Below are 23960 nucleotides of genomic sequence, written 5' to 3' on the forward strand. Positions count from 1 at the left end.
TATGACAAAATCTTCCGTATCTCCGCAGGAGGGCAAAGGCCCTCTGTCACCTTCTTATGAGTCCTATGAAGACATTAAACAGCTCAAAGAGTCCCAGGTAAACGAGATTGCAGAAGATCCAATGAAGCTCAATGACGCACATGATGAGTGGATTAAGGAAACCATTGCTCTTGCTATACAAAAAGTAGAAAGTGAGCGGGGACCTTCTCCCGCTCACTTTGCTTTTTTTCTAATGGGAAGCGCAGGGCGCAAAGAACAGGCAACATTCAGCGATCAGGACCATGGGATTGTATTTGACGGCAGTGATGAAGAACACCAGTCCTACTTTTTAAAAGTTGGGGAAGAAATACGCGAAGGTATGGCGCATGTGGGCTATCCCCGCTGTGAAGGGAAAGTAATGGCCTCACATCCCCGCTGGTGCCACAGTATCGATGGATGGAAAGAGCAGATCGACGGCTGGATTGAGACAGATACCTGGGAAACGCTCCGTCACCTGCTGACGTTTGTGGATGCCAGAACTCTTGTAGGAGAAACGGGGTTTCTGGAAGAAGTCAAAAATCACGTATTTCAAAAAGCACAGGAGAATCCTTCCTTATTAAAACGGATGTCTGAAAATACTTCCTATCTTCATAAAGGTGTAAATGCATTTGGCAGGCTGCTCCCGGAAGATAAAGGGGCCTATACAGGATCGATGCATATTAAAGATGTTGGTTTCTTTCCATATGTACATGCGATGCGGCTGCTTGCTATTAAAGAGAGTATACAGGAAGCCGGAACGGCCAGCCGGATGGACCAGACGAGTGAAAAGTATCCATTCGTTCAGGGGAAAAAAGGTCATTTTAACCATATGCTTGATCTGCGGGCTTCCTTTTCAAAAAAGCAGAAAACCTATGATGATGTGCACTATGTACCGATCGAAGAACTCGATAAAGACGAAAAGCAGCAGTTGAAAAAAGCATTAAAAGAGGGAAAGAATCTGTTTCAGCAGACTAAAAAACATATGGAGTCAGGTGACCAGTAATGGTAATGAATAATATGTTTCAGTGGGTCCGTCAGTTTTCAGGAGTAGACCAGTCCAACCCTCAGCATCAATCTTTTATGAGACACCTTCAAAAAGAATTAAAAGCAGAACAGCCGCTTACAAAGCCAATCTCTTCCCTGCGGATCACCGTACTCGATCTGGAAACCTCCGGATTTTATCCGGATGGGGGAGACAAAATTCTTTCTATTGGAGCCGTTAAAATTAAAAACAGCAAAGTGCAGAAAGATGATACGTTTTATACCACAGTACAGGAGCCGGATGCTTTATCCGAGGAAATCGAAGAGCTTACCGGCCTGAAAAAAGAAGAACTGCAGGAGGCACCGCCCCTTGCAGATGCTCTGACAGCTTTCTATAACTTTGCACAGACGGATCTTCTTGTCGCCCACCATGCAAGCCATGAAAGAAAATTTCTGCAGCACGCTACCTACCAGGCTATCGGTACAAGCTTCAAGCACCGCCTGCTTGATACATCTTTTCTAATGAAAATCGCCGCTCCTGAGCATGAACTTCATACGCTTGATGATTGGTGCGGGCACTATAAAATTCCTGTAGAAAATCGCCATAATGCCCTTGGAGATGCTGTAATGACGGCCGAACTCTGGAAACGGGCAGTAGAGGGGACGATGGAACAGGGATTTGAAACACTTCATGATGTATACGCTCATTTAAATAGCCGGACAAGGTGATCAGGTCTTGGAAGGAGAAAAGGAGGAGAGCAGGGTGAAAGGCCATATTCCCCGTCATACCGCATGTTTCCCCATCAGCGTAGTGCAGGAATTGACTCATTTGTCCGCACGGCAAATACGATACTACGAAGAACAGGGGCTGATTTCTCCAGAGAGAAATCAGGGCAACCAACGGCTGTTTTCACTAGCAGATATTGACCGGTGCAGCGATATTAAAGAGCTTATTGACCAGGGCCTTAACATAGCCGGCATTAAAACCGTGCTGGCAGCTAAAAAAACATCAAAGGAAAAAAAGGTGAACGTACCAAAGCGTTCCATCCCTAAAGAAAATCTTGATAAGCTTCAGCCCCATTTAAAGAAATTAGGAGAAATGGAGAATTAAAAAATGAGTCTTTCTTCTTCGTTTAACGATAGAAAACAACGGGTATTTCTATCAATACGGAGGTGTTGTAAGCATGGCTTATATTCTAATCGATGACATGCAGATTCCGGCAGTAAAGTACGAAGAGAAGGAAGCAGCCAAAGAGGCAGCATCCGATAAGGAAGTAGTCGTTCAGGACAACAACAATAAATTCTGGGTAATAGACGAAGAGAGCTACGCAAAAATTGAAAGTTTCGGCTATACAATCGTCTGATACCTGACAGCGCAGGCACTGCTTTTCAACATAAAAGCAGTGTCTTTTTTCTATAATGAGTTAGAAAAATTACAGAAAAAGGAGTGATCTCTATGACAGAAGATGTACAGTATGAGACATTAATGGATGCGTTGGGTATTCGTATCGTTACGCTGGAACACGAAAAAGTGATTGCGGAAATGCCGGTAGACGGAAGAGTAAAGCAGCCGTTTGGGCTTCTTCACGGAGGCGCGTCGGTAGCTCTTGCTGAAACCGTAGCCAGTGTAGGCGCTTATCATCTGGTAGACCAGGATAAACAATACGTGGTTGGTCTCGAGATAAACGCCAATCATATTAGGAGCAAAAAAGAGGGAATCGTTACAGCAGTAGGTATTCCCCTTCACATAGGACGTTCGACAATGGTATGGGAAATCAAGCTGATGGATGAGGAAGAAAAGCTCCTCTGCGTTTCCCGCTGCACTATTGCGGTAAGATCTTTTTAAAAAGCAGGTTTTTATACCAATCAACAGTTTGAAAGAACGCCGATTTGAATTCTCCAGACGAGCACGGCCGGCTGATTCTGCTTTATCCGTTTTGATCTATTCACAATAAGTATAAGATCACAAAGCTGCTACTTAACCATGGCTATGCAAGATGCTATACTATACAAAGCATAGAAAGCCGAAAGCAGGTGACTTACTAATGAATATCTCCATCCGGGCTTTGTTGGAAAAGATGGAAGAAGAGCTTATTATGATCTCAGATCATGCAGATAAAGAAGAAGAGGCAGAAGTGAAAGCTCACGCACGCATATTGGAAGCATACTGCGGAGTGCTGCTGGCTTCCGATACAGGAGGCGTGGGGCATGCTTCTATACAGAGCCGAAAGCCGGCGCCGGAAATGCCAAAAGAGCAGCCTGTACCAGTTCAAAAAGTTAAAGAGTCCGCCGGTTCAAAGCCGGAATCCACCGTCTCACCAGAAGAACTGCCTTCTACAGACGGCAGTCTATTTGATTTTTAGGAAGAACCGCAAAGGAGAATATGTATGTGGAAACTATTTATTATACTTGGAGCGCTGAACGCGGCCATCGCTGTCGGGTTCGGCGCTTTTGGAGCGCACGGACTTGAGGGGCGTATCAGTGCAAGGCTGATAGAGGTTTATCAAACCGGGGTTCAGTACCATATTATGCACGCCCTTGGTCTTCTGGCCATCGGACTTGCAGCTGCTCACATGGGCGGCAGTGCCCTTATCGCCTGGGCAGGGTGGCTGTTATTTGCCGGGATTATTATTTTTTCCGGTAGTTTATATACGATGGCCTTTACTGGTATCGGCTGGCTCGGAGCAATTACTCCCATTGGGGGAACAGCCTTTATTGCCGGCTGGATTCTGCTCGTTATCGCCGTTATTAAAGCTTAATCAACCAAAATACGTTTTAAAAGCAGAGAGAGGATGTTTCGATGTACAAAGAGTTGGTATACTCATTAAAAGATATAGCGGTAGCCGCTGGAATTGATATTATGGATGTGTATTCGGGGGATATGGAGGTCGAGCATAAAGATGATGATTCGCCGCTTACTATAGCGGACAAAAGAGCCCATCAGACGATAGCTGCCGGCCTGGAAAAACTGAATGCGGACATCCCTGTTCTAAGTGAAGAAGGAACGATTGCTTCCTACGAAGAGAGAAAAAACTGGAAAAAATTCTGGCTCGTTGATCCGCTCGACGGCACGAAGGAATTTATTAAAAAGAATGGTGAGTTCACTGTGAACATCGCACTGATCGAAGATTCCTATCCGGTATTGGGTGTGATTTATGCACCGGCCCTCGATACGTTGTACGTAGGGTATGGAGAAAAGGGAGCGGTTAAAATAGCCCAGGCTTCCAACCGCGGCTTTGCTTCTTTTGATGAGATGTGGAGCATGGGGGAGATTATTTCCGCACTGTCCCCGGAAGGATCGGCCGAAGTAGTAGCCAGCCGCTCCCATATGAATGAGGAAACGGAAGCTTTTATTAATGAATTAAAAGACATACACGACCCTGTAAACGTTGTTTCTGCAGGCAGTTCACTGAAGTTCTGCCTCGTTGCCGAAGGGCAGGCGCACTTCTATCCGCGCTATGCACCGACAATGGAGTGGGACACAGCGGCCGGACAGGCAGTAGTTGAAGCTGCCGGCGGTTCTGTTTTGGATAACAGTAAAAATCGGTTTGCATACAATAAAGAAAACCTTAAAAATGGCTGGTTTTTAGTAAAGGCGTAAAGAAGCTTTTAAAATCAAGGTCAAAAAGTATTTTTGAAGATCCTTCCTGGAAGGGTCTTTTTTTTTGTTTCACGTGAAACGTTTGAATAAATGAGGAAAAATGTTGGGTAGGTAATAATTACTGAAAAGTGAAAATAATGAGTTGTTTTGTTCACTTTAAGGTAAAGTAATAAGGAAGGAGGGGTTCAATGATTAATAATAAATGGCTGGTTTCGAGTTTTATTGCACTTATTATGGTATTAGGTTTTTCTATCGACTCGAAGCCGGCGCAGGCAAATGAACAGGTTAATCTTCAAGAGCAGACAGTCATCAGCATTCAGGACAAGCTGCGCAGCATGAATTACTTAAATTCTGTATCAACCGGGCACTACGGTCCACTGACAACTGAAGCAGTAAGGCAGTTTCAGGCAGACTTCGGGCTTTCGGCCGATGGAGTGGCAGGACCTGCTACCATTGCCAGACTAGATGAAGTAACATCCATCGCTCAGGTAGTTTATGGGGAAGCCAGAGGAGAATCTTATGAAGGACAGGTAGCTGTTGCTGCTGTAATTAAAAATAGAATAGAATCTCCTGAGTTTCCATCTTCTGCGTCAGACGTTATTCACCAGGTGAATGCGTTTACCGCAGTACAGGACGGACAGTATTACTTAGCTCCTGATGCCACTGCATTTCAGGCGGTAAAGGATGCATGGAACGGCTGGGATCCTTCAGCCGGCGCAAATTATTATTATAATCCTGTAGATGCTACGTCTTCCTGGATTTTCACAAGAACACCAAGACTATCCATCGGCAAGCACGTATTTGCTGATTGATCATCGGGCTGTCTCTTTAAAGAGGCAGCTTTTTGTTTTACTTATTTTAAATTCAGCAAAAAATTGGAAAACATAATGCGAAGAATGTTATTCTATTATAGTAGATGCAAGGTACAGAAGGTACATAAAATAAGGAGGAGATAATGATGACAGGACAGCCGGGTGGTTTTTGGAGACGGCTTGCGGCTAACATTATCGATGGTGTTATAGTCGGGATTGCAGGACTAATTATTGGTCTTATTGTTGTTTACGTTTTTGGGGTAGAGCCAGCTTCTGCACCCGAGGAAGGATGGACTGCTGGTGTGGATTTCGCGAATAACAGCGTCAGCCTTCTTTACAGCTTAGCGCTGCCGGTGCTTTGGTCCGGCTATACGGTTGGTAAAAAAGCGTTGGGCATCCGCATTGTGAAAAAAGACGGAAGTAACGTAGGAATTGGCACCATGCTTATGAGAGTAATAGTGAGCGGGATTGTTTATTTGTTTACGTTAGGCATTGGCGTTATCGTATCCATATTTATGGTAGCGATCCGCAAGGACAAGCGTGCGATTCATGACTTTATCGCCGGTACACAGGTAACTACATCTCTTCCTCCTGAAAAAGAAAAAACATACTAAGAAAAATCCTTCAGTTAACTTCTGGAGGATTTTTTAACAAATTAAGGAAAAGAAGTTTTGAAATTGGAAATGAAGGGCATAAAAAAGGTACCTGCTTATTTTTTTCAAATAAGCATGCCATCTTAGATCCTACATACAAACAACCAAATAAGGGGCGCTTAACAAATGAAAAAGAAATCAGCAGTACTTACGTTAGCAGCAGCAACAGCAGTTGCTGTTCCATCCCAGGCTTTTGCAGAAGAGACACCGGATGCAGCATCTATTCTGGAAGAATCAAACAAGGCAATGATGGAGCTGGAAAGCTATTCGAGTGAAACAATGATGGAACAGACGGTAACAGATCCGATGATGGAAGGCGGTTCATTTACAACGACGACTCATTCTATGGAAGATGTGATAATGAATCCTTTTTCCATGAAACAGACGGCGACTACTTCCATGGACGGCGAAGAGACGACGCTTGATTCCTACTGGACAGAAGACGGCTTCTACCAGCAGGACGTAGATGGAAGCTGGATAAAGATGGATGAGACATTTACAGGCGACATTAATGAACTTATCGCTATGTCTCAAAGCGGAGCTCAGATGGAGCAGACGGCTGCGCTTGGAGAAGACATGTCCGTGGAAGACGCTGGAGACAGTTACATCCTTACCTATGAAGGAGAGGGAGACGAGCTGATGGAATCCGCTGAAGAAATGCTGACTTCCATTATGCCTGAAGAAGATACCGGCATGATGGCTGCTGCAATTTTTGAGGATATCACGGTAAATGACCTTCAGTATGTTATGACCGTAGACAAAGAAACTCATTATATGACGGAAACCACGATGGATCTGGACATGGATTTATCTATTGAAGAAGAAAGTATGAATATTGTACAGAGTCTTGATATGACCGTATCTAATTTCAATGGAGTCGATGAAATCGTGGTACCTGAAGACGTAGTGAACAGCGCAGTACCTATGGATGCAATGATGGAAGAGGAAATGGAAGAAGGCGGTGCGCTTCCTGATACGGCAACGAATAATCCGTTTTACGCAGCAGCTGGAGCTATTGCGGCCGCCGCAGCCGGCAGTATGCTGTTCTTCCGCCGCAGATTTGCACGCAGTTAATTATAATAAAATACCGGCATTGCCGTTTGGTGTTGATTTTGTTCTTTAGCCTGGTTACTACTATCAAGGTGTATTCTTTTTAGAGCATTTTAAAATCCTTCCTGATTGTTCAGGAAGGATTTTTTTATTAGCGGAAATTAATCGTCGTAGTCGACCTTCATAACATCGCCGGTTTCTGCATCCACATCTACATCTACTTCATTGTTATTATTGTCATAAAGCTCCATCTCATAGTGCATTCTGCCATCATCGTCATCGAGTTCAATTTCTTTAACGGAAGCACCGTTTCCAACTTCTTTCACAGCAATAGTTTTTGCGTCATCCATGCTTACAGCCAGTCCGTTAGTAGAGGAAGCGGATTCGCGGTCATCATCTTCATCATCATCATTGTCATCGTCGTCTCTGTTGGAAGCAGCGCTGTCATCCATTTTCTCAGTGTCTTCAGATCCATTTACTCTTTCTTTCTCGTCTTCTTTTATAAACTCACCGGTTTCTGCGTTATATTCCAGCTCATATTCGAATTCGCTGCCTGTGATGTCAATGTCATATTTATACACCCCGTCATCGGAATCAAGATCTACATCTGTGACGGTGCCTGGATAATCCTGATTGGCCCGTTCGCTGATTTCCTCTGCGGATAGAAGATTGCTTTCTGCCTTCTGATTTGAAGAATTTAATGATTCTTTCTCGTCCTCTTTAAAAATTCTCCTGTTTCTGCATGATATTCTACTTCATACTTATAGTCTTCTCCGATAATATCCAAATCGTATTTCTTCACTCCGTCATCAGATTCCAGATCGATATCGACTACTTTGCCCGGATAATCCTGATTAGCGATCTCACTGATTTCTTCTACAGATAGAAGGCCGCTGTTCGTGTTATTTTGTTCCTGACTCTCCGACTGATCCTGTGACACTCCACCGACTACTTCGTCATCAGCAGAAGCTGAAAATTGACTAACTCCAACAGCAGCACCTCCAAGACCTATTACGCACGCACTGGCAATCATAAATTTTTTCATTTTGTATGTCCTCCTTGTTTAATTTGTTACCCTTATCATAAAGGTACAAAATGAAAGAACCCTGAATGCTATATGAGAAAATGATGAGAAATGCATAAGTATTTCATTGATTTACTCATTCTGGAAGAATGCAGTGTCTTGTCGTATAATGGAAACCATACATAAAAGAGGAGGCCGACATGGAAAAACTCTATATTTTTATTATGTGCGCGGGTCTTGCCGTGGCCGGTTATTTTGGTTATCAATGGTGGCAGGGAAGCCAGTCGGTTGAAACCATTTCAATAGAAGAAAGCGAAAACAGAGGCTCCTGCTGAAGCCAATATGGCAGAGGCTGAAGAAACACAGACGGAAGATGCCGGAAGTTCTGAGCCTGCAGAGCAGGAAGCGGCCCCGGTGATGAGCGATGAAGTGACAGGCTACGAGCAGGGAGAGGAAATGGCCCGCCTGGAGATTCCTGAAATTGAAAATGCCTACAAAACGTTTTGGGGGGCAGATGATGCTACGTTAAAACAAGGCGTAGGCATGTACGTGAGTGAATGGACGACGACTCCCGACCAAAAGCGTCATACGGTTTTAAGCGGGCATCGAGATACGGTTTTTACGGAGCTTGAGAGTTGGAAACCGGCGACATGCTGGCTCTGGAATACGATGGTAAGCGGTATGAATATGAAATATCAAAAACATGGATTACCGATAAAGACGACCGGACGGTAATTGTAGATAAAGATACCCCACACTGACACTGACGACCTGTTATCCACTCGATACCTGGGCAATGCTCCGGATCGTTACATTATTCAGGCAGAGCTTGTATCGGTTTCATAGTAGATTCTATTTTATATGATAATAAAACACCCGGTTTTCACGGATTCTCTGCTTTTCAGAGTCCTGAAGAACCGGGTGTTTTTGCATTATAGTTTGCTGTTATTAATCTGCCCTAAAATGACAGCGAGGCCAAGTCCAATCAGAAACATCACAACACTGGCGAAAAAGAGCCCGATGCTTCCGGGAATCCCTGGAAATACAACGAAAAGCGAGCCGATAAGAAGGCCGATCATTGTAGCATAGGTCCCTTTCGAATGATTGCGGAGCAAAAAAGTGAATAAATTTACTCATGATAAGTACCAACTACTATACCGAGGCCTACGACGATGATAACGAGAAGGTTTAAAGAAGATACAGCAGCAATGACAGTAGGATAAGCTCCGATAATAAGAAGAACAAACGAACCGCTCACGCCGGGAAGCAGCATAGCTGAACTTGCCAGCCAGCCGGCAAAAAAATAAAAATACATAGCCGCCTAAGCTGATAGATGTCATTATGCCTCCGGTATCATCCTGGAAAAAGCCCGAAGCGATAACAACGACAGCTGCGACTGCTAAGATAGCGTAGTGCTTGCCGGTAAAGGACCGGCGATAGTCTGCTTCTCTCACATTAGAAACGGGATGGTGCCTAAAATTAAACCGATAAAGAGAGAAAAGGTAGGCTCCGGGTAGTCAGCAAGCAGCCATTCGATCACGTTGCTCAATGCCAGAATGGCTGTCCCCATGCCGATACCAAGAGGAATAAAAAAACCGAGCTGGCTTTTCCATTCTTTTGTCGTCAATTTATTAATACCGTCAATCAAACGTCCATAAATACCGAGTATTAAAGCCATGGTACCGCCGCTTACGCCGGGAATGACATCACTTGTTCCCATGACAAACCCGCGCAGCAGATTTTTCCATTCAATCATCATATGTACTCCTTTAATTGCATTTTCAAAAACAATCTGTATCTGTTATATCATGTTTACAAAGAAAATACGACAACTACCTTCAAACGGTAGAAAAGCCTGCTCCGTTTCAATACGGCCAGGCTTCCGGGTCTTCTCTATTACTGTCCAAAAGTAAGAGGGGTAACACCTGTTTCTTCTTCCCGTCTTAGACTTTTCTCGAAAATAAACGGGCCGAAAGGGATCACTGAAACGGCCATAGCGACTAAAGCACGCAGAAACGACCAGCGTCTCTGTACCCATACGACAAGAACAAGGGCAATATAAATAGTGAAAAGACCGCCGTGGGCTGCCCCTACGATTGTCACCGCCATATCGATCCCGGCCATGTATTTAAGGGGCATAGCCAGAAACAGAAGCGCGACAAATGATATTCCTTCAATAACTCCAGTAAGACGTAAAGGCTTAAGCATAGAACGCATGTGTGCGAGTGCTCCTTTCCATAGTATCTATCTAAAAGCATAGCACAGCACGTTCATAGAGAACAAATGAAGGTTTTATGGCAGATTAAGAAAGAAAGCGCTTTATAGATTGGGAATTAATAGGGAAAAATACATGACATCTGTCATACGAGCAACTGACTTTCATGTCTTACCTCTTCCAGGCTTTCTCTATATGATTAAGCTATAACCAATAAACACACACGCCTATCGAAATGGGAGAGATTATATATGAGTAAGGCAAAACAGGCTCAACTACGAAAAACCGTAGCACCGTTTGAAAATCAGACCAGTCAAAAAGTACTAAACAACTTTTCAATACATTAATCCCTTTCTTTACTTTATGGTTTTTAGCATACCAAAGCTTATCGATTTCTATCTGGCTCAGTCTTCCACTGTCTATTATAGCGTCCGGCTTCGTCGTACGAACCTTTATTATCTTTCATGACTGCTGCCACCAATCCTTTTTCAAAAGCAAGAAAGCCAATTCTATTCTAGGGACGATAACAGGTATAATAACGCTGTTTCCTTTTGAAAAATGGAAAAGAGAACATTCCATTCACCACGCTACCAGCAGTAATCTCGATAAGCGCGGCGTTGGCGACATTTGGGTGATGACCGTAGATGAATATAAAGAAGCATCTGCTTTCGAAAAATTTTCCTATCGTCTGTACCGCAACCCGCTTGTTATGTTTGGCCTCGGACCGTTTTACCTGTTTCTTATTACAAACCGTTTTAACCGTAAAGGTCCAAGACGTAAAGAACGCATAAACACGTATATATTAATGCTTCTATTGTAGCTATTTACGGTGTAATGATTGCTGTCATTGGATGGCAGGCATTCCTGCTCGTACAGGGACCAATCCTATTCGTTTCCGGTTCTCTGGGCATCTGGCTTTTCTATGTGCAGCATCAATTTGAAGATTCGTATTTCGAAGAAGAGAGCGAATGGGATTTTGTTAAAGCTGCAGTAGATGGCAGTTCCTATTACAAGCTTCCAAAGGTACTTCAGTGGGCAAGCGGAAATATCGGCTACCACCACGTACACCATCTCAGCCCGCGTGTACCAAACTATAATCTTGAACAGGCGCACGAATCAACGCCGCCTCTTCAACAGGCAACTACGATCACGCTTGGATCGAGTTTGAAATCCATTCGTTTCCGTCTTTATGACGAAAAGAATAAAACGTTCGTAGGTTTTCGGGAACTGAAGAAAACCACTCTAAAAGAAAACATGATACTGGATAGGGAAAAAGCCAGCTTTCAGGAAAAGTAATAGTATAAGAAGCCATTCCTTAAACGGGGGATGGCTTTTTTTCTATAGAAGTGTGGTTGTTTCACATAGAAGAAGAGAACGATTCTTCAGAGGAGAATAAGAGAATTGTCTGATATACTTACAGTAAGACATACTAAGAAACAAAAGACACAAACTTTTAAGGAGAGCGCCATGAATAATTGGTATCAAATTTTTCCGAAAAACACATGGCTCAGCACGTATGTATGGATTATTTTCTTTTTGCTGCCGTTTTATTTTATTATCCGTTCGTCCACTTTACCTGAAATTATTCTGGGCGTTATTTTTATACTGCTGTTTTTTGTTGCTATCGCTTTTCTAGCTTCCGGCTGGCTGTTCTACTTTTGGGTAGGAACGGCAATCACGATCAGCATTATTATGACACTTTTTTACGGCTATGTTTATTTTTCTCTTTTCCTTGCCTTTTTTATAGGGAATGTGAAGCATAAAACAGGCTTTTATATTTTATATGGTATTCATTTATTAACAGCAGTTGCGACTATTAATATTTTGTTTTTTACGGAAAATGAATTGTTTCTTTCCCAGTTTCCGTTTATTGTTATCAGCGTTATTGGGATTATTCTGCTTCCTTTCAACACATTTAACCGCAACAAGCGGGAAAAGCTGGAAAGCCAGCTTAAAGACGCCAACCAGAAAATTTCCCAGATGGTTGTGATGGAAGAGCGGCAGCGGATTGCAAGAGATCTTCATGATACGCTCGGACAGAAGCTCTCACTTGTCGGCTTGAAAAGTGACCTCGCCGGGAAGCTGATAGACGCCAATCCGGAAGCGGCTAAACGGGAAATCAACGATATCAGCCAGACCTCGCGGACCGCATTAAAAGAAGTCCGGGAAATGGTTTCTGATATGCGCGGAACCAAATTGAAAGATGAATTAGTCCGTATCGAGCAGGTTTTAAAAGCCGCAGAGGTGGAATTTACTATTAAAGACGAAACCGCACTCGAAAAGACACCACCGCTTGTGGAGAATGTGCTCAGCATGTGCTTAAAAGAAGCAGTAACCAACGTAGTAAAGCACAGTAAAGCAACAACGTGCCTGGTAGAATTGAATGAATCAGTGGATGAGCTGAGTATTCGCGTTAAGGACAATGGAGCCGGAATAATAGGAAAAATAGATCCTACAAAGAAAAACGGCCTCCGCGGAATGGAGGAGAGGCTGGAGTTTGTTAATGGTACTCTCGAGGTTTTATCTAAAGAGGGGACGGAGCTGTTTATTAGGGTGCCTACTGTCGTGAAACAAGTCAAACAGGAGGGAATGGCATGATAAAGATAGTGATTGCAGAAGACCAGGGGATGCTGTTGGGAGCACTTGGCTCTATTTTGGACCTCGAAGAAGACATGACCGTGATCGGTAAAGCGAAAAACGGCCAGGAAGCGGTCACGCTCGTAAATCAGTTCAATCCGGATGTGTGTATTATGGACATTGAAATGCCGGTAAAAAGCGGCCTGGATGCAGCAGAAGAGCTGAAAGATCATCCCTGTAAGATAATTATATTAACTACGTTTGCCAGACCCGGTTATTTCGAAAGGGCCCGAAAGGCAGAAGTTGGCGGTTATTTGCTAAAAGACAGTCCAAGTGAAGAATTAGCCGATTCCATCCGGGTAATTATGAAAGGACGCCGCGTGTACGCCCCGGAGCTGGTTGATATGGTTTTTCAAAACGATAACCCGCTGACAGATCGGGAAAAACAGGTCATTGAGCTGATCGCCGATGGTAAAAATACAAAAGAAATAGCCAGTGAGCTTTTTATTACAAATGGTACGGTCAGAAACTATATATCTATCATTTTCGATAAGCTTGGCGTCAGTAACCGCATTGAAGCAATCTCTCACTTTAAAGAAAAAGGCTGGTTTAAATAAATAGTATGTAAAAGCCGAAGGCCCTTTATAAAAGGACCTTCGGCTTTTTTTGGATATTATTTTTGAGAGGAAACGCTGGTTTGGTTCGTTACGCTTATTTTATCATCAACCAGGCTGACGGTAATATGCTCTAATTTCTCTTCATCAAGCATGAGATCCGCAATGCCATCCTCGACCTGCTCAGCGATTACGCGGCGGAGCGGTCTGGCACCAAAGGCTGGATCGTAGCCCAGATCAGCAAGTTTTGCTTTTGCTTCATCGGACACTTCTACCTTCATGTCTTGTTCTGCTGCAGCTTCTGTGATTTCAGAAAGCATAATGTCAACGATGGTAATTAAGTCTTCACGTTTTAATTCACCGAATTTAACGATGCTGTCAAAACGGTTAAGGAATTCCGGTTTAAAGGAAGTTTTCAGGGATTCAGTTACTTTTGGCTCTTCGTCGTCCTGACTGCCAAATCCAACACTGACTTTTTTCAAGCCGGTTCCTGCATTGGAGGTCATAATGATTACCGTATCTTTAAAACTTACGGTACGTCCCTGGCTGTCGGTCAGGCGGCCATCTTCCATAATCTGTAGAAACATATGCTGCATCACGGGTGCGCTTTTTCAATTTCATCCAGAAGGATAATGCTGTAAGGCTTGTGGCGCACTTTCTCCGTAAGCTGTCCGGCTTCTTCGTGGCCGACATAGCCTGGAGGGGAACCGACAAGTTTGGATACAGAATGTTTTTCCATATATTCGCTCATATCAAGCCGGATCATCGCTTCTTTATCTCCAAACATTTCTTTAGCCAGAGATTTGGACAATTCGGTTTTACCAACGCCCGTTGGTCCTACGAATAAGAAGGAACCAATAGGTCGGCTTCCTCTGCGGAGGCCTGCACGATTTCTGCGGATGGCCCGTGCCACTTTCTGCACAGCGTTTTCCTGGCCGATAACGTCGGCGTTAAGGCGCTCAGGCAGATCTTTCATCTTCTGCTGTTCGTCTTTTGAAGGCGGCGTACAGGAATACCGGTTTTGTTTTCAATGATTTCCTGAATAACGTTCACCGTTACTTCTGCTTTGCTCTGGCTGACGGATTCACCGGCAGCTGCTTTATCGCGCTGGCTCATTAAACGGGTTTCTTCGTCACGGAGCTGAGCCGCTTTTTCATAGTTTTCCTGCTGGGTTGCTTTTTCTTTTTCTGCTGCTGCTATTTGTTCCAGACGGCTTTGAATTTCAAGCTCATCATCGCTGCTGTGAAGCAGGTTAATCTTCGAACCGGCCTCATCCATCAGGTCAATAGCTTTATCTGGAAGAAAGCGGTCCTGAATATAGCGGCTGGAAAGAGAAACACATGCTTCCAGTGCTTCTTTTGTATAAGAAACCTGGTGGTATGCTTCATAATTTGGCTTTAGGCCGTCCAGGATAGCCACGGCATCGGCGCTGTTCGGTTCATTAACCATGACAGGCTGGAAACGGCGCTCCAGTGCAGCATCTTTTTCAATTTTTCTATATTCATTAAGCGTAGTAGCTCCAATAATCTGAACTTCGCCGCGGGCAAGTGCCGGCTTCATAATATTTCCTGCATCAGAAGAGCCTTCGGCAGATCCTGCACCCACGATTTGATGGATTTCATCAATAAATACTATAACATCCTGTCTGTCCTGCAGTTCTTGAAGCAGCTGTTTCATACGCTCTTCGAACTGGCCGCGGACGCCGGTGTTTGCTACCAGCGAAGAAACATCAAGCAGGTAAATCTTCTTGTTTTTCAGCTTATTTGGCACATCGCCTTCCATAATTTTTAGAGCGAGGCCTTCTGCAATAGCTGTTTTACCAACACCGGGCTCACCAATGAGAACCGGATTGTTTTTGTTACGGCGGTTCAATGTTTCAATAACCCGCTCTACTTCTTTATGACGGCCAATGACCGGATCAATCATGCCGGCACGTGCCGCATCTGATAGGTTTTTACCTAGATCATCAAGCAGGCCGCCGCCTTTGTTACCTCCGCCTTTACCGGCAGATGGCTGCTGCTGCTGATTGTTGTTCATTTGTGAATTCATCATATTTTGGAAAAACTGGTCAAATGGGGACTGACCAGGCTGATTACCAAATCCGCTGGAAGGCTGTTTCATTTCCTGGCGGATTTCACGGTAGCATACATCGCATAGGTTCATTTTCTGCTGGTGACCATTTATATTCATATTTAATTCAATACGGGCTTCTCGTTGTTCACAATGTTCACATCTCATAGTAGTGAACCTCCTTTTATCTTTAATAGAAAAGATAATGCATCTTAATAATTAGTAAGTGTAATAGTATTTTTTCAGAAAATCAAAGAAACTGCTTTGACTTTGACTATCTTTGATCTTATGAGCTTATTATATACTGACCTTATTTGACTTTCAAGTATTTTTAACCAACTTTTTTAAAAAAATTCTTATTTTCCTCCGGGATTGCAATATATAATAAAAAGTAATCATAAATAGTAATAGTAAGTTCGTTTGATTTGTATTTCCTTAACAACAGAAAGTTAAACATAAAAAACAGCATCCGGTATAAATCCGAATGCTGCTTTACATGATTTTATTAAATATGAAAAAAGATTCTGCTTTTTCCGGCTCGAGCAGGTTTCCTACATAGAAGGGACCAAACTTGCCGTAACGGGCGGACACTTCATCAAATCTCATTTCATAAATGATCTTCTTAAATTGCAGGGCTTCGTGGGCAAACAGGGTAACGCTCCATTCCCAGTCGTCGAGACCGGCTGAACCTGTAATAATCTGCTTGACCTTACCTGCATACTTTCTTCCTGTCATGCCGTGGGCACGCATTAATTCCCGGCGTTCTTTAATAGGAAGGGAATACCAGTTATCGTCGCCTTCCCGCTTTTTATCCATTGGATAGAAGCAGATGTGATTCCATTTAGGAAGCACGGGGATAAATGCGGCTGCGGAGTTCCGGATTTTCCATCGGATCTCCACCGTCTTTAGGCGGCATGTAGTTTCCCAGTTCTACGACAGATACGTAGGAATAGGAAGGAATCGTATAATCAGCCAGTCTGGTTTTATTAAAAGCATTTTCAATATCGTTTAAATCGTTCATCGTTGGACGAAGAATCATAAAAATCAAATCTGCTTTTTGACCGACAATCGTATAAACAGCGTGACTTCCGCCGCCGTTGTCTTCGACATGCTGCCAGTCCTCCAGCATATGAATAAATTCTTTCACAATGCTTTGGCGTTCTTCGCCGGATAGCTTTTTCCATTCTGTCCAGTTGATCCTGCGGAGATCATGCAGACAGAACCAGCCGTCGAGCGTTTGGGATGCTTCACTCATATATGGTTCACTCCTTTATCTAAAACCTGTTCACGGTGTCTACTATACCATAGGTCCACAGGTCTTCAAAAGCAGGAACCGATCTACTTTTTCAGGAAACGGAGGAGGGCGTCTTTATGCTCCTGGCTCTGTCCGGCTTCTCTTTGGGCTGATACTTCCATATCGAGGACTTCTGAAAGGCTGTGTTCAAAGCCCTGCTTCATATTCTGTTTCGCCAATCCATAGGCAGCAGGAGGGATGGAGGCTAATCTCTCGGCATACTCTGCCGGGTTTCCGATAGCGGTGATAAGATTAAGCCGGAACGCTTCTTCGGCTGATATGGTCTGCCCGAGCATAAGCTCCATTGCTTTGCCCAGTCCGACCATACGAGGGAGGAAGTAGGAGGCCCCTGCATCGGGTACAAGACCTATTTTTAAGAAGCTGAGCGCCAGTTTGGCCCGGCTGTCGGCAATACGGTAGTCGCAGGCAAGCGCAATACTCAAACCCGCACCTACTGTAACGCCGTTTAAATAGGCAATTACCGGCTTAGAGATGCTGTCTATTAATACAATCAGGCGGTTGTAGGTATCCTGTAAGTAATCGCCGTAATCGAAGCTTTCTGCGCTGTCAGACGACACGCTTTTCAAGTCGGCGCCTGCGCAGAACGCATCGCCGGATCCCTGCAGAATAATAACTTTGACCTCCTGGGCCTGTGAAGCTTCCTGAAAGCAGTCGTAAAGCTCTTCGTGCATTTCTTTATTTAAGGCGTTTTTAACCTCGGGGCGGTTCAATGTAATCCAGGCCGTCTGATCTTTGACTTCATATAAGACTGTATGTTGTTTCACGTGAAACCCTCCTTTAGAAATAATTACAGCGCATTGGCTGTTTCTGCGCCATTTAAAATAGCGAATTTGGCATCTAGTCCGACAGCATGCTTAGCGCCGCCGATGACGTGCACCCGTTTACCTTTTTCCAACAATTCGGAGGCAAGCATTTGATTTGGAAGCTGCCCGCTTGCCGTAATAATGGTATCGGCTTTTGCAAGTATTTCTCTTTGTTCGTGTAAGATGAGGACACCCTCGGGCGTAATTTCTTTATAGGTCACTTCGCCGATCATTTGTATATTACTGCGGCGGAGTTCGCCCAGTGTAATCCAGCGCGTCGTTTTCCCCAGACCTTTAGCAAACTTTCGGCCCCGCTGCAGGAGCGTAATATCTGTATACCCTTTTTTATAAAGAACTAAGGCTAAGTCACAGGCAATACCGCCCCCGCCTATCATGACAATACTGCCCTGCAGCTCAGCGTTTCCTTCAAAAACATCCCGATAGGAAAAAACGGTGCGGGTTTCCATTCCTTTTATTTCCGGCTGCCGGGGAAGAATGCCGGAAGCCAGAATAATGTCATCAGCCTTCTGCACCAGCGGATGTTCTGCCGAAACAGTAGTACCAAGCTGAATGGATACGCCAAGTTTTTTCAGCTGTACAGAATAATAACGAAGTGTTTCATTAAATTCGGATTTACCCGGTACGGTCCGCGCATAGAGAAGCTGGCCGCCGATTTCATCTTTTTCATCAGCAAGCGTTACGTGATGACCTTTCAGTGCAGAAACCCGGGCAGCCTCCAAGCCTGCCGGCCCTGCGCCGATAATTAATATATTCTTGGGAGCAGCTGTTTTGTTAATAATAAAGGTAAGCTCCCGCCCTGCTTCAGGGTTGACCATACAGGAAGCGGATTTATTTTCAAATACATGGTCGAGACAGGCCTGATTACAGGCAATGCACGTATTAATTTCTTCCGGCCTGCCATTTATTGCTTTCGTAATAATCTCCGGATCCGCTAAAAATGGCCGTGCCATGGAAACAATGTCTGCTTTATCTTCCTGAAGAATTGCCTCGGCGTCTTCCGGGTTATTGATACGGTTGGAAGTAATAACTGGTATAGTTACTCGTTTTTGATGGAGGCGGCGACGGGTGTAAAATAATTTCTTGGTACTTTCATCGTAATCGTCGGGGTTCTGGATTCGTGCCAGCCAATCCCGATATTCAATGCGTCCATACCGGCTTCTTCAAGCTTTCCGGCCCAGGTGATGGTTTCCTCTTCAGTGGTGCTTCCTTCCATTAAATCGAGGCCGGACATGCGGAAAATGACCGGATAATCGGGACCGACAGCCCTGCGGACTGCTCCTGCAACCGCGAGAGGGAAACGGAGCCGTTTTTCAAAAGAGCCTCCCCACTGATCTGTTCGATGGTTGGTCAAAGGAGACATAAACTGATTAAGCAGATAGCCTTCCGATCCCATAATTTCCACAGCATCAAAGCCGGATTTTTTCGCACGCAAAGCAGCATCAGAAAAAGCCTCGATCGTGCGCTGGATGTTTTCTTCAGAAAGTTCGACAGGGACGTCTGGATTAATGGACGACTGAAGAGCGGAAGCAGAGACTGGATCAAGGCCGGTGAGCGCTTTATAGGCATACCGGCCGGCATGGAAAAGCTGGACGGCAATATGGCCTCCTGCTTCGTGTACGGCATCGGTCAGTTCTGTCCACTGCTCAATATCCTTATCCTGGTAAAGGCTCATGAAATTAGCGCCGCCGCTTCCTTCAGGAGTCACAGCTGCACCTCCTGTCACAATCAGGCCAACGTGTTCCCGGGCCCGTCGTACATAAAACGCTTTCATTTTTTCCAATCCGTTTTCTTCCCCTTCCAACCCAACATGCATAGATCCCATCATTACCTTAGTAGGAAGCACAAGCTGATTGATAGATATAGGGGAGAGCAGAGCGGGATACGACATTACGCATTCTCCTTTTTTATTTATTTCGAACGGTCGTTATAAATAAGATACTGTTATTATACTCATGAAGAAGCCGGAGTGGCAACCATAGATTGGAATAGTTGAATAAAGGCGTCACGGTTGGCCTTAACTACTTCAGCAGAAAAATAGCGTTCATTAAAAGCAGTACCGGTAGCCTGGTTAATAATAAGAAGAGCAAGAGCGGAAGGAGAAGAGTGATGCAACAGATTCTGCTGTTCCGCTTCTTCCAATATAGTTGTAAGGTATAAAACCAGGTTGCGTAGAAAACGGCCTACAACTTCATTAATTTTTTCATTGTAAGGTGACTGTGCCATATAATTTAATAGAATAGTGTAAAATGGCTGATTATGATCTGGAAGAGAAGCGACCGTTCGAAGATACGCGTGAAATTTTTCAACGGGGTGATGATAGGCATCAACGGTGTTTCGCACATCCTCTTCAGAGACGGTGAATGCTTCCTTCAGCACATCAACAAGAAGATCATTCTTATTTTTAAAATAGTGATAAATCACTCCTGTACTGAGATCGGCTGTTTTTGCTACATCCTTAATCGAAAAATGGTCAAATCCATACGTCAGTATGCATGTTTTTGCGGATTGGATAATCTGCTCCCTGCGGATCATTTCCATGCCTAATTTAGGACTCATCGTCTTTGCCTCTTTTCATTGATTGTTTAACGGGGAAAAAGGTGAAAATAGTATAGCATGGAGAGGAAGAATTGAATACTGCTTATCCATTTTTAATAATATATTTATATAATTTATGCAGTTATATTCACTTCTATTAATATTGTAAACGCTTTTAAGACAAGCTTTCATTTTGTTTTCTTAATTCCGAAAATTAGAACTATGATTATTTTATGCATTTTCGTTTATTTTTCGGTGGAATAAGAGTATCCTTGGGAGTAGAGAAATGAAACCTGAATGAATTCATTGCAGCGAATCGATACGCCTTTAGTTACCCTATACTTCCTGAACGGTTTAAATAATAAAGGAGGAATTTTAGTGAGCGATCTCTTCGTCGAGATTAAAGAACAAGTCAAAAAAGATCAACCTTCCATTGTATTTCCAGAGGGAGAAGATGATCGTATAATAAAAGCGGCAGCACAGCTTGCAGCAGATGGTCTTCTAAAGCCGATTATTATCGGCCTGGAAGACGAAGTGAAGGAAAAAGCAGCCAGTCTTGATGTTTCTCTGGATAAGGTGCAGATTATTGATCCTGTTCAATACGAGCATTATGAGGAATTAATAACGGCTTTTGTAGAGCGCCGTAAAGGAAAAGAAACAGAAGAAAGCGCACGTGAAAAACTGAAAAACCCAAATTATTTCGGTACGATGCTGGTTTATCTTGATTACGCTGATGGTCTTGTGAGCGGAGCGGTCCATTCAACAGGCGATACGGTTCGTCCGGCACTTCAAATTATCAAAACCAAGCCGGGGATTCAAAGAACGTCCGGCGTATTTATTATGGTAAAGAAGACCAGAAGTTTGTATTTGCGGATTGTGCAATTAATATTTCACCAAATGCAGAAGAACTGTCAGAAATTGCGATTGCTACGGCAGAAACAGCTAAAGCTTTTGACCTGGATCCTAAAGTAGCCATGCTGAGCTTTTCCACTAAAGGATCAGCTTCTTCAATTGAAACAAGAAAAGTTTCGGAAGCTACCGTAAAAGCACAGCAGGACCGTCCTGACCTTGTTATTGACGGCGAATTCCAATTTGATGCTGCATTTGTACCGGCAGTTGGGCGTCAAAAGGCTCCTGATTCACCTCTACAGGGAGAAGCCAACGTGTTTATTTTCCCAAGCCTGGAATCCGGAAATCTCGGCTATAAAATTGCCCAGCGTTTAGGTGGATACGATGCTATCGGCCCTATTCTTCAGGGATTAAATAAGCCGGTAAATGATCTTTCCCGCGGATGCAGTACAAAAGACGTGTATAAGCTTGCTTTAATTACGGCAAAGCAGGCAATTATGGAAAAAAAAACTCAAGTAACGAACCAAAAATAAAATAATGCGGCAGTAACGCAGAAAAGGCATGGAACCTATGAGGTTCCATGCCTTTTCTATAGCAAGCTGTTCTCCTACAGAGTATAATAAAACAAAAATAATTATAGGAGGCTGTTTTGTCCAACCGCAGAAGCAATGTTCGTTTTTATTTTACTGATAATCCTCTAGATGCCACAGTACACGTCCATAAAATTAAACAGACGGAAGTGAAAAGCAAAGCAGGTCCTATACAAATACTGGATATTTCCGGAAACGGGCTGCAGTTTTTCTCACCGCTTCGTTTTCAAGTAACAGATGAGGTTCTACTGTGCTTTAATTTCCGCGTAACGCAGAAATGGTTTAACGTTTACGGCCGCATCAAAACAATGGCAGTCAGAAACAAAGCAAGGGTACATTTACGGGGTTGCCCTTGAATTTGAAGAGTATGCTGCTAAAACGTCTTTAATTCAGACGGTTCACCAATTGAAGCTGGAGCATGAATGAACGTCGGCGGGTTCAGCCGGCTTTATCCTTTAAAGCGATCTGCCGGGAGTCCTTTCACTCCTGGAGAATAAGAAAATACATAGCCCGCTAAAGGTTCCTTTTCTGGTCTTCTTCTGTTAATTTGTTTCGGGCTGTAGTTATATAAAGATCAGTAAGATGTTCTCCTCCAAATGTGCAGGAGGTGATTAATGATGCAGGGAGATGCAGTTCGTCCTGTTTTTTCCTGTATCTGGATTCCAGCAGCTGACCCGGCTGCCTTCAAAATGGGCGATCCATAAATTACCGTTCGCATCGATAGTCATGCCGTCGGGTTTGCCCTGTTCTTCCGAGAAATCAATAATAAGCGCAGGAGAACGAATAGCGCCGTCCTCCACGGAATAATCAAACTGAACAATAGATTGAGTAGGCGTATCAATATAATACATAGCCCGTTTATCATTATTCCAGGCAAGTCCATTGGAAGTTGTTACCGGGGACCATTTTTTCTGTACTTCCATCGAAGGATCCAGACAATACAAAGCAGCATCATCCGATTCTCTGGTAAGGGAAATAGTACCTGCCCAAAATCGTCCTGCGGGGTCACACTTTCCATCATTAAAACGGTGTTTGGCTTATGTTTTTCCGGATCGGAAACAGCTGTAAAAGATGAATGGTCAAAATCTATAAAATAAAAACCATGCTGAAGGGCTGCTATCAGCGTTCCTGTTTTGAGGGAAGGAGCGACAGCACCGGGCATTTGGTCAAGTTTAATAGATCTGGTTCGTTTTGTTTTTGGATTATATTCATGAATAAATTGTCCGAGAATATCCACCCAGTAAAAAAGCTGCGATTGTTCATCCCACATCGGGCTTTCTCCAAGCATTGCCTGTTCACATATAACCTCTTTCATTTCTCTTGTCACCTGCATCGCTCCCATTTTAAATCTTTTGCAAAGATTATATATTTTGTTACTTTTTCCCTAAATAAAAGATTCATAACCGTAGGAAGTGTAATTAAATTATGATTATATTTACAATATAAAGTTAAAAAATAAATAAGTAGTTATTTATGTATTATTTTGTAATATTAAAATGGACATCCGTGCTCTATTTTGAAGGATGTGATATAATTTACAATCCTTTTATTCAGATTTTTCTATATATTTAACATAAAGATACAGAGGTGGAGAGAGAAATGAAGTATGGTTTTGCGAAGAGAGTCCGCCATATGCAGTCATCGGCCGTAAGAGACATATTAAAAGTAGTAAACAAAGGAGACGTTATTTCCTTTGCAGGCGGACTGCCGGATGAGAAATTGTTTCCTGTAGAAGCAGTGAGGAAAGCCTTTGATCAGGCATTGTCCTCCAATAACAAAGTGCTTCAGTACGGTTGAAACAGAAGGAGTACCGGCTCTTAAAGGATATACTCGCAGAGAGAATGAGGCAGAAGCAGATTGAACGTGAGCCGGAGCATATACTGGTTACCTCGGGCCCCAGCAGGCGATTGATTTGTTTGCACGGATAATGTTTGATCCAAGAGATATTGTTTTGACGGAAAATCCCACGTATCTAGCAGCACTTCAGGTGTTCCAGTCCTATGAAGTAAATATTGTTCCCGTAGACTCAGATGACGATGGAATGCTGGAAGAAGATCTGGAAGAGAAAATTATCCGATTAAAGCCTAAATGTATTTATGTGGTTCCGACCTATTCCAATCCGGGAGGAAAGGTATGGTCGCTGGAACGCCGGAAACAGCTTGATGAAACTCGCTAAAAACATCATGTTATGTGTTTGAAGATGATCCTTACGGCGAATTAAATTTGATGAAG

24 protein-coding genes and 7 pseudogenes are annotated in these 23960 nt (G+C 43.6%); 19 read left to right on the plus strand and 12 right to left on the minus strand.

Annotation, left to right across the window (positions count from 1 at the left end; all coding sequences use genetic code 11):
• Position 1: 1 nt before the first annotated feature.
• The 11 genes from MMY81_RS25785 to MMY81_RS25835 all read left to right on the plus strand — a co-directional run bounded on the left by MMY81_RS25785 (position 2) and on the right by MMY81_RS25835 (position 7139).
• Positions 2–1021, plus strand: a complete 1020-nt coding sequence (locus tag MMY81_RS25785; protein WP_252315050.1) for a DUF294 nucleotidyltransferase-like domain-containing protein — start codon at positions 2–4, stop codon at positions 1019–1021.
• Positions 1021–1728: an exonuclease domain-containing protein gene (locus MMY81_RS25790; protein ID WP_252315051.1), complete on the plus strand. Its 708-nt coding sequence runs from the start codon at positions 1021–1023 to the stop codon at positions 1726–1728. The genes MMY81_RS25785 and MMY81_RS25790 overlap by 1 nt, the downstream gene beginning before the upstream one ends.
• A gap of 34 nt (positions 1729–1762) precedes the next feature.
• A complete protein-coding gene (locus MMY81_RS25795; RefSeq protein ID WP_252315052.1) occupies positions 1763–2110 on the plus strand; it encodes a MerR family transcriptional regulator in 348 nt (115 codons plus the stop codon).
• Positions 2111–2183: 73 nt separating this feature from the next.
• Positions 2184–2363 (plus strand): hypothetical protein, encoded by a 180-nt coding sequence (locus tag MMY81_RS25800; protein WP_252315053.1) that lies wholly within the window; start codon positions 2184–2186, stop codon positions 2361–2363.
• A gap of 92 nt (positions 2364–2455) precedes the next feature.
• Positions 2456–2845 (plus strand): hotdog fold thioesterase, encoded by a 390-nt coding sequence (locus MMY81_RS25805; protein ID WP_252315054.1) that lies wholly within the window; start codon positions 2456–2458, stop codon positions 2843–2845.
• A 199-nt stretch (positions 2846–3044) separates the two neighbouring features.
• A complete protein-coding gene (locus tag MMY81_RS25810) occupies positions 3045–3362 on the plus strand; it encodes a DUF5327 family protein (protein ID WP_252315055.1) in 318 nt (105 codons plus the stop codon).
• A gap of 24 nt (positions 3363–3386) precedes the next feature.
• A complete protein-coding gene (locus MMY81_RS25815; RefSeq protein WP_120194525.1) occupies positions 3387–3758 on the plus strand; it encodes a DUF423 domain-containing protein in 372 nt (123 codons plus the stop codon).
• Between the two features lie 41 nt (positions 3759–3799).
• A complete protein-coding gene (gene cysQ / locus MMY81_RS25820) occupies positions 3800–4600 on the plus strand; it encodes a 3'(2'),5'-bisphosphate nucleotidase CysQ (RefSeq protein WP_252315056.1) in 801 nt (266 codons plus the stop codon).
• Between the two features lie 188 nt (positions 4601–4788).
• Positions 4789–5412, plus strand: a complete 624-nt coding sequence (locus MMY81_RS25825; RefSeq protein ID WP_252315057.1) for a cell wall hydrolase — start codon at positions 4789–4791, stop codon at positions 5410–5412.
• Positions 5413–5555: 143 nt separating this feature from the next.
• On the plus strand, positions 5556–6026 hold the full coding sequence (locus tag MMY81_RS25830) for an RDD family protein (protein WP_374562836.1): 471 nt from the start codon (positions 5556–5558) through the stop codon (positions 6024–6026).
• A gap of 165 nt (positions 6027–6191) precedes the next feature.
• On the plus strand, positions 6192–7139 hold the full coding sequence (locus MMY81_RS25835) for a DUF6612 family protein (protein ID WP_252315058.1): 948 nt from the start codon (positions 6192–6194) through the stop codon (positions 7137–7139).
• Between the two features lie 137 nt (positions 7140–7276).
• Here the strand turns inward: MMY81_RS25835 and MMY81_RS34550 are convergent, their stop codons facing one another.
• Both MMY81_RS34550 and MMY81_RS25845 read right to left on the minus strand, forming a co-directional pair.
• Positions 7277–7864 carry a PepSY domain-containing protein gene (locus MMY81_RS34550; protein WP_308215484.1) on the minus strand — a complete coding sequence of 196 codons (588 nt, stop codon included), beginning with the start codon at positions 7862–7864 and terminating at the stop codon, positions 7277–7279.
• The gene (locus tag MMY81_RS25845) at positions 7813–8160 is read right to left on the minus strand and encodes a PepSY domain-containing protein (RefSeq protein WP_252315059.1); all 348 of its coding nucleotides are present in this window, start codon (positions 8158–8160) and stop codon (positions 7813–7815) included. The genes MMY81_RS34550 and MMY81_RS25845 overlap by 52 nt, the downstream gene beginning before the upstream one ends.
• Before the next feature lie 203 nt (positions 8161–8363).
• Between MMY81_RS25845 and MMY81_RS25850 the strand changes: the two are divergent.
• A pseudogene (locus MMY81_RS25850) lies at positions 8364–8985 on the plus strand (class D sortase).
• An 86-nt stretch (positions 8986–9071) separates the two neighbouring features.
• Here the strand turns inward: MMY81_RS25850 and MMY81_RS25855 are convergent.
• From MMY81_RS25855 to MMY81_RS25865, 3 genes and pseudogenes are all read right to left on the minus strand, one after another.
• Positions 9072–9218: a hypothetical protein gene (locus MMY81_RS25855; protein ID WP_252315060.1), complete on the minus strand. Its 147-nt coding sequence runs from the start codon at positions 9216–9218 to the stop codon at positions 9072–9074.
• 50 nt (positions 9219–9268) lie between these two features.
• Positions 9269–9898: pseudogene (locus tag MMY81_RS25860) on the minus strand (DUF368 domain-containing protein).
• A gap of 137 nt (positions 9899–10035) precedes the next feature.
• Positions 10036–10356 carry a DUF3817 domain-containing protein gene (locus MMY81_RS25865; protein WP_120194533.1) on the minus strand — a complete coding sequence of 107 codons (321 nt, stop codon included), beginning with the start codon at positions 10354–10356 and terminating at the stop codon, positions 10036–10038.
• A 249-nt stretch (positions 10357–10605) separates the two neighbouring features.
• On the opposite strand from MMY81_RS25865, the pseudogene desA reads away from it, so the two are divergent.
• The 3 genes and pseudogenes from desA to MMY81_RS25880 all read left to right on the plus strand — a co-directional run bounded on the left by desA (position 10606) and on the right by MMY81_RS25880 (position 13548).
• Positions 10606–11650: pseudogene (gene desA / locus MMY81_RS25870) on the plus strand (Delta(5) desaturase DesA).
• 171 nt (positions 11651–11821) lie between these two features.
• Positions 11822–12952, plus strand: a complete 1131-nt coding sequence (locus tag MMY81_RS25875) for a sensor histidine kinase (RefSeq protein ID WP_252315061.1) — start codon at positions 11822–11824, stop codon at positions 12950–12952.
• On the plus strand, positions 12949–13548 hold the full coding sequence (locus MMY81_RS25880; protein ID WP_120194536.1) for a response regulator transcription factor: 600 nt from the start codon (positions 12949–12951) through the stop codon (positions 13546–13548). Before MMY81_RS25875 ends, MMY81_RS25880 begins: the two co-directional genes overlap by 4 nt.
• A 56-nt stretch (positions 13549–13604) precedes the next feature.
• Here the strand turns inward: MMY81_RS25880 and MMY81_RS25885 are convergent.
• The 6 genes and pseudogenes from MMY81_RS25885 to MMY81_RS25905 form a co-directional block, all read right to left on the minus strand.
• A pseudogene (locus tag MMY81_RS25885) lies at positions 13605–15783 on the minus strand (ATP-dependent Clp protease ATP-binding subunit).
• 324 nt (positions 15784–16107) lie between these two features.
• Positions 16108–16870, minus strand: a pseudogene (gene hemQ, locus MMY81_RS25890) (hydrogen peroxide-dependent heme synthase).
• An 83-nt stretch (positions 16871–16953) separates the two neighbouring features.
• A complete protein-coding gene (locus MMY81_RS25895) occupies positions 16954–17694 on the minus strand; it encodes an enoyl-CoA hydratase/isomerase family protein (RefSeq protein ID WP_252315062.1) in 741 nt (246 codons plus the stop codon).
• A 23-nt stretch (positions 17695–17717) separates the two neighbouring features.
• Complete coding sequence (locus MMY81_RS34555) at positions 17718–18896, minus strand: FAD-dependent oxidoreductase (protein WP_308215485.1); 1179 nt, start codon at positions 18894–18896, stop codon at positions 17718–17720.
• A complete protein-coding gene (locus MMY81_RS34560; protein ID WP_308215483.1) occupies positions 18791–19642 on the minus strand; it encodes an oxidoreductase in 852 nt (283 codons plus the stop codon). The genes MMY81_RS34555 and MMY81_RS34560 overlap by 106 nt, the downstream gene beginning before the upstream one ends.
• 62 nt (positions 19643–19704) lie before the next feature.
• On the minus strand, positions 19705–20310 hold the full coding sequence (locus tag MMY81_RS25905; RefSeq protein ID WP_252315063.1) for a TetR/AcrR family transcriptional regulator: 606 nt from the start codon (positions 20308–20310) through the stop codon (positions 19705–19707).
• A 357-nt stretch (positions 20311–20667) separates the two neighbouring features.
• Between MMY81_RS25905 and pta the strand changes: the two are divergent.
• Both pta and MMY81_RS25915 read left to right on the plus strand, forming a co-directional pair.
• Positions 20668–21671, plus strand: a pseudogene (gene pta / locus MMY81_RS25910) (phosphate acetyltransferase).
• A 116-nt stretch (positions 21672–21787) separates the two neighbouring features.
• Positions 21788–22084, plus strand: coding sequence for a PilZ domain-containing protein (locus MMY81_RS25915; protein WP_252315064.1), 297 nt, complete (start codon positions 21788–21790; stop codon positions 22082–22084).
• 157 nt (positions 22085–22241) lie between these two features.
• Here MMY81_RS25915 and MMY81_RS35880 read toward each other — a convergent pair.
• Positions 22242–23070, minus strand: a pseudogene (locus MMY81_RS35880) (SMP-30/gluconolactonase/LRE family protein).
• 257 nt (positions 23071–23327) lie between these two features.
• On the opposite strand from MMY81_RS35880, the gene MMY81_RS25930 reads away from it, so the two are divergent.
• Positions 23328–23525: a hypothetical protein gene (locus MMY81_RS25930; protein WP_252315067.1), complete on the plus strand. Its 198-nt coding sequence runs from the start codon at positions 23328–23330 to the stop codon at positions 23523–23525.
• 115 nt (positions 23526–23640) lie between these two features.
• On the plus strand, positions 23641–23904 hold the full coding sequence (locus tag MMY81_RS25935) for an aminotransferase class I/II-fold pyridoxal phosphate-dependent enzyme (protein ID WP_252315068.1): 264 nt from the start codon (positions 23641–23643) through the stop codon (positions 23902–23904).
• The last annotated feature ends 56 nt before the right edge of the window (positions 23905–23960 follow it).

It is taken from the genome of Sinobaca sp. H24 (assembly GCF_023845525.1).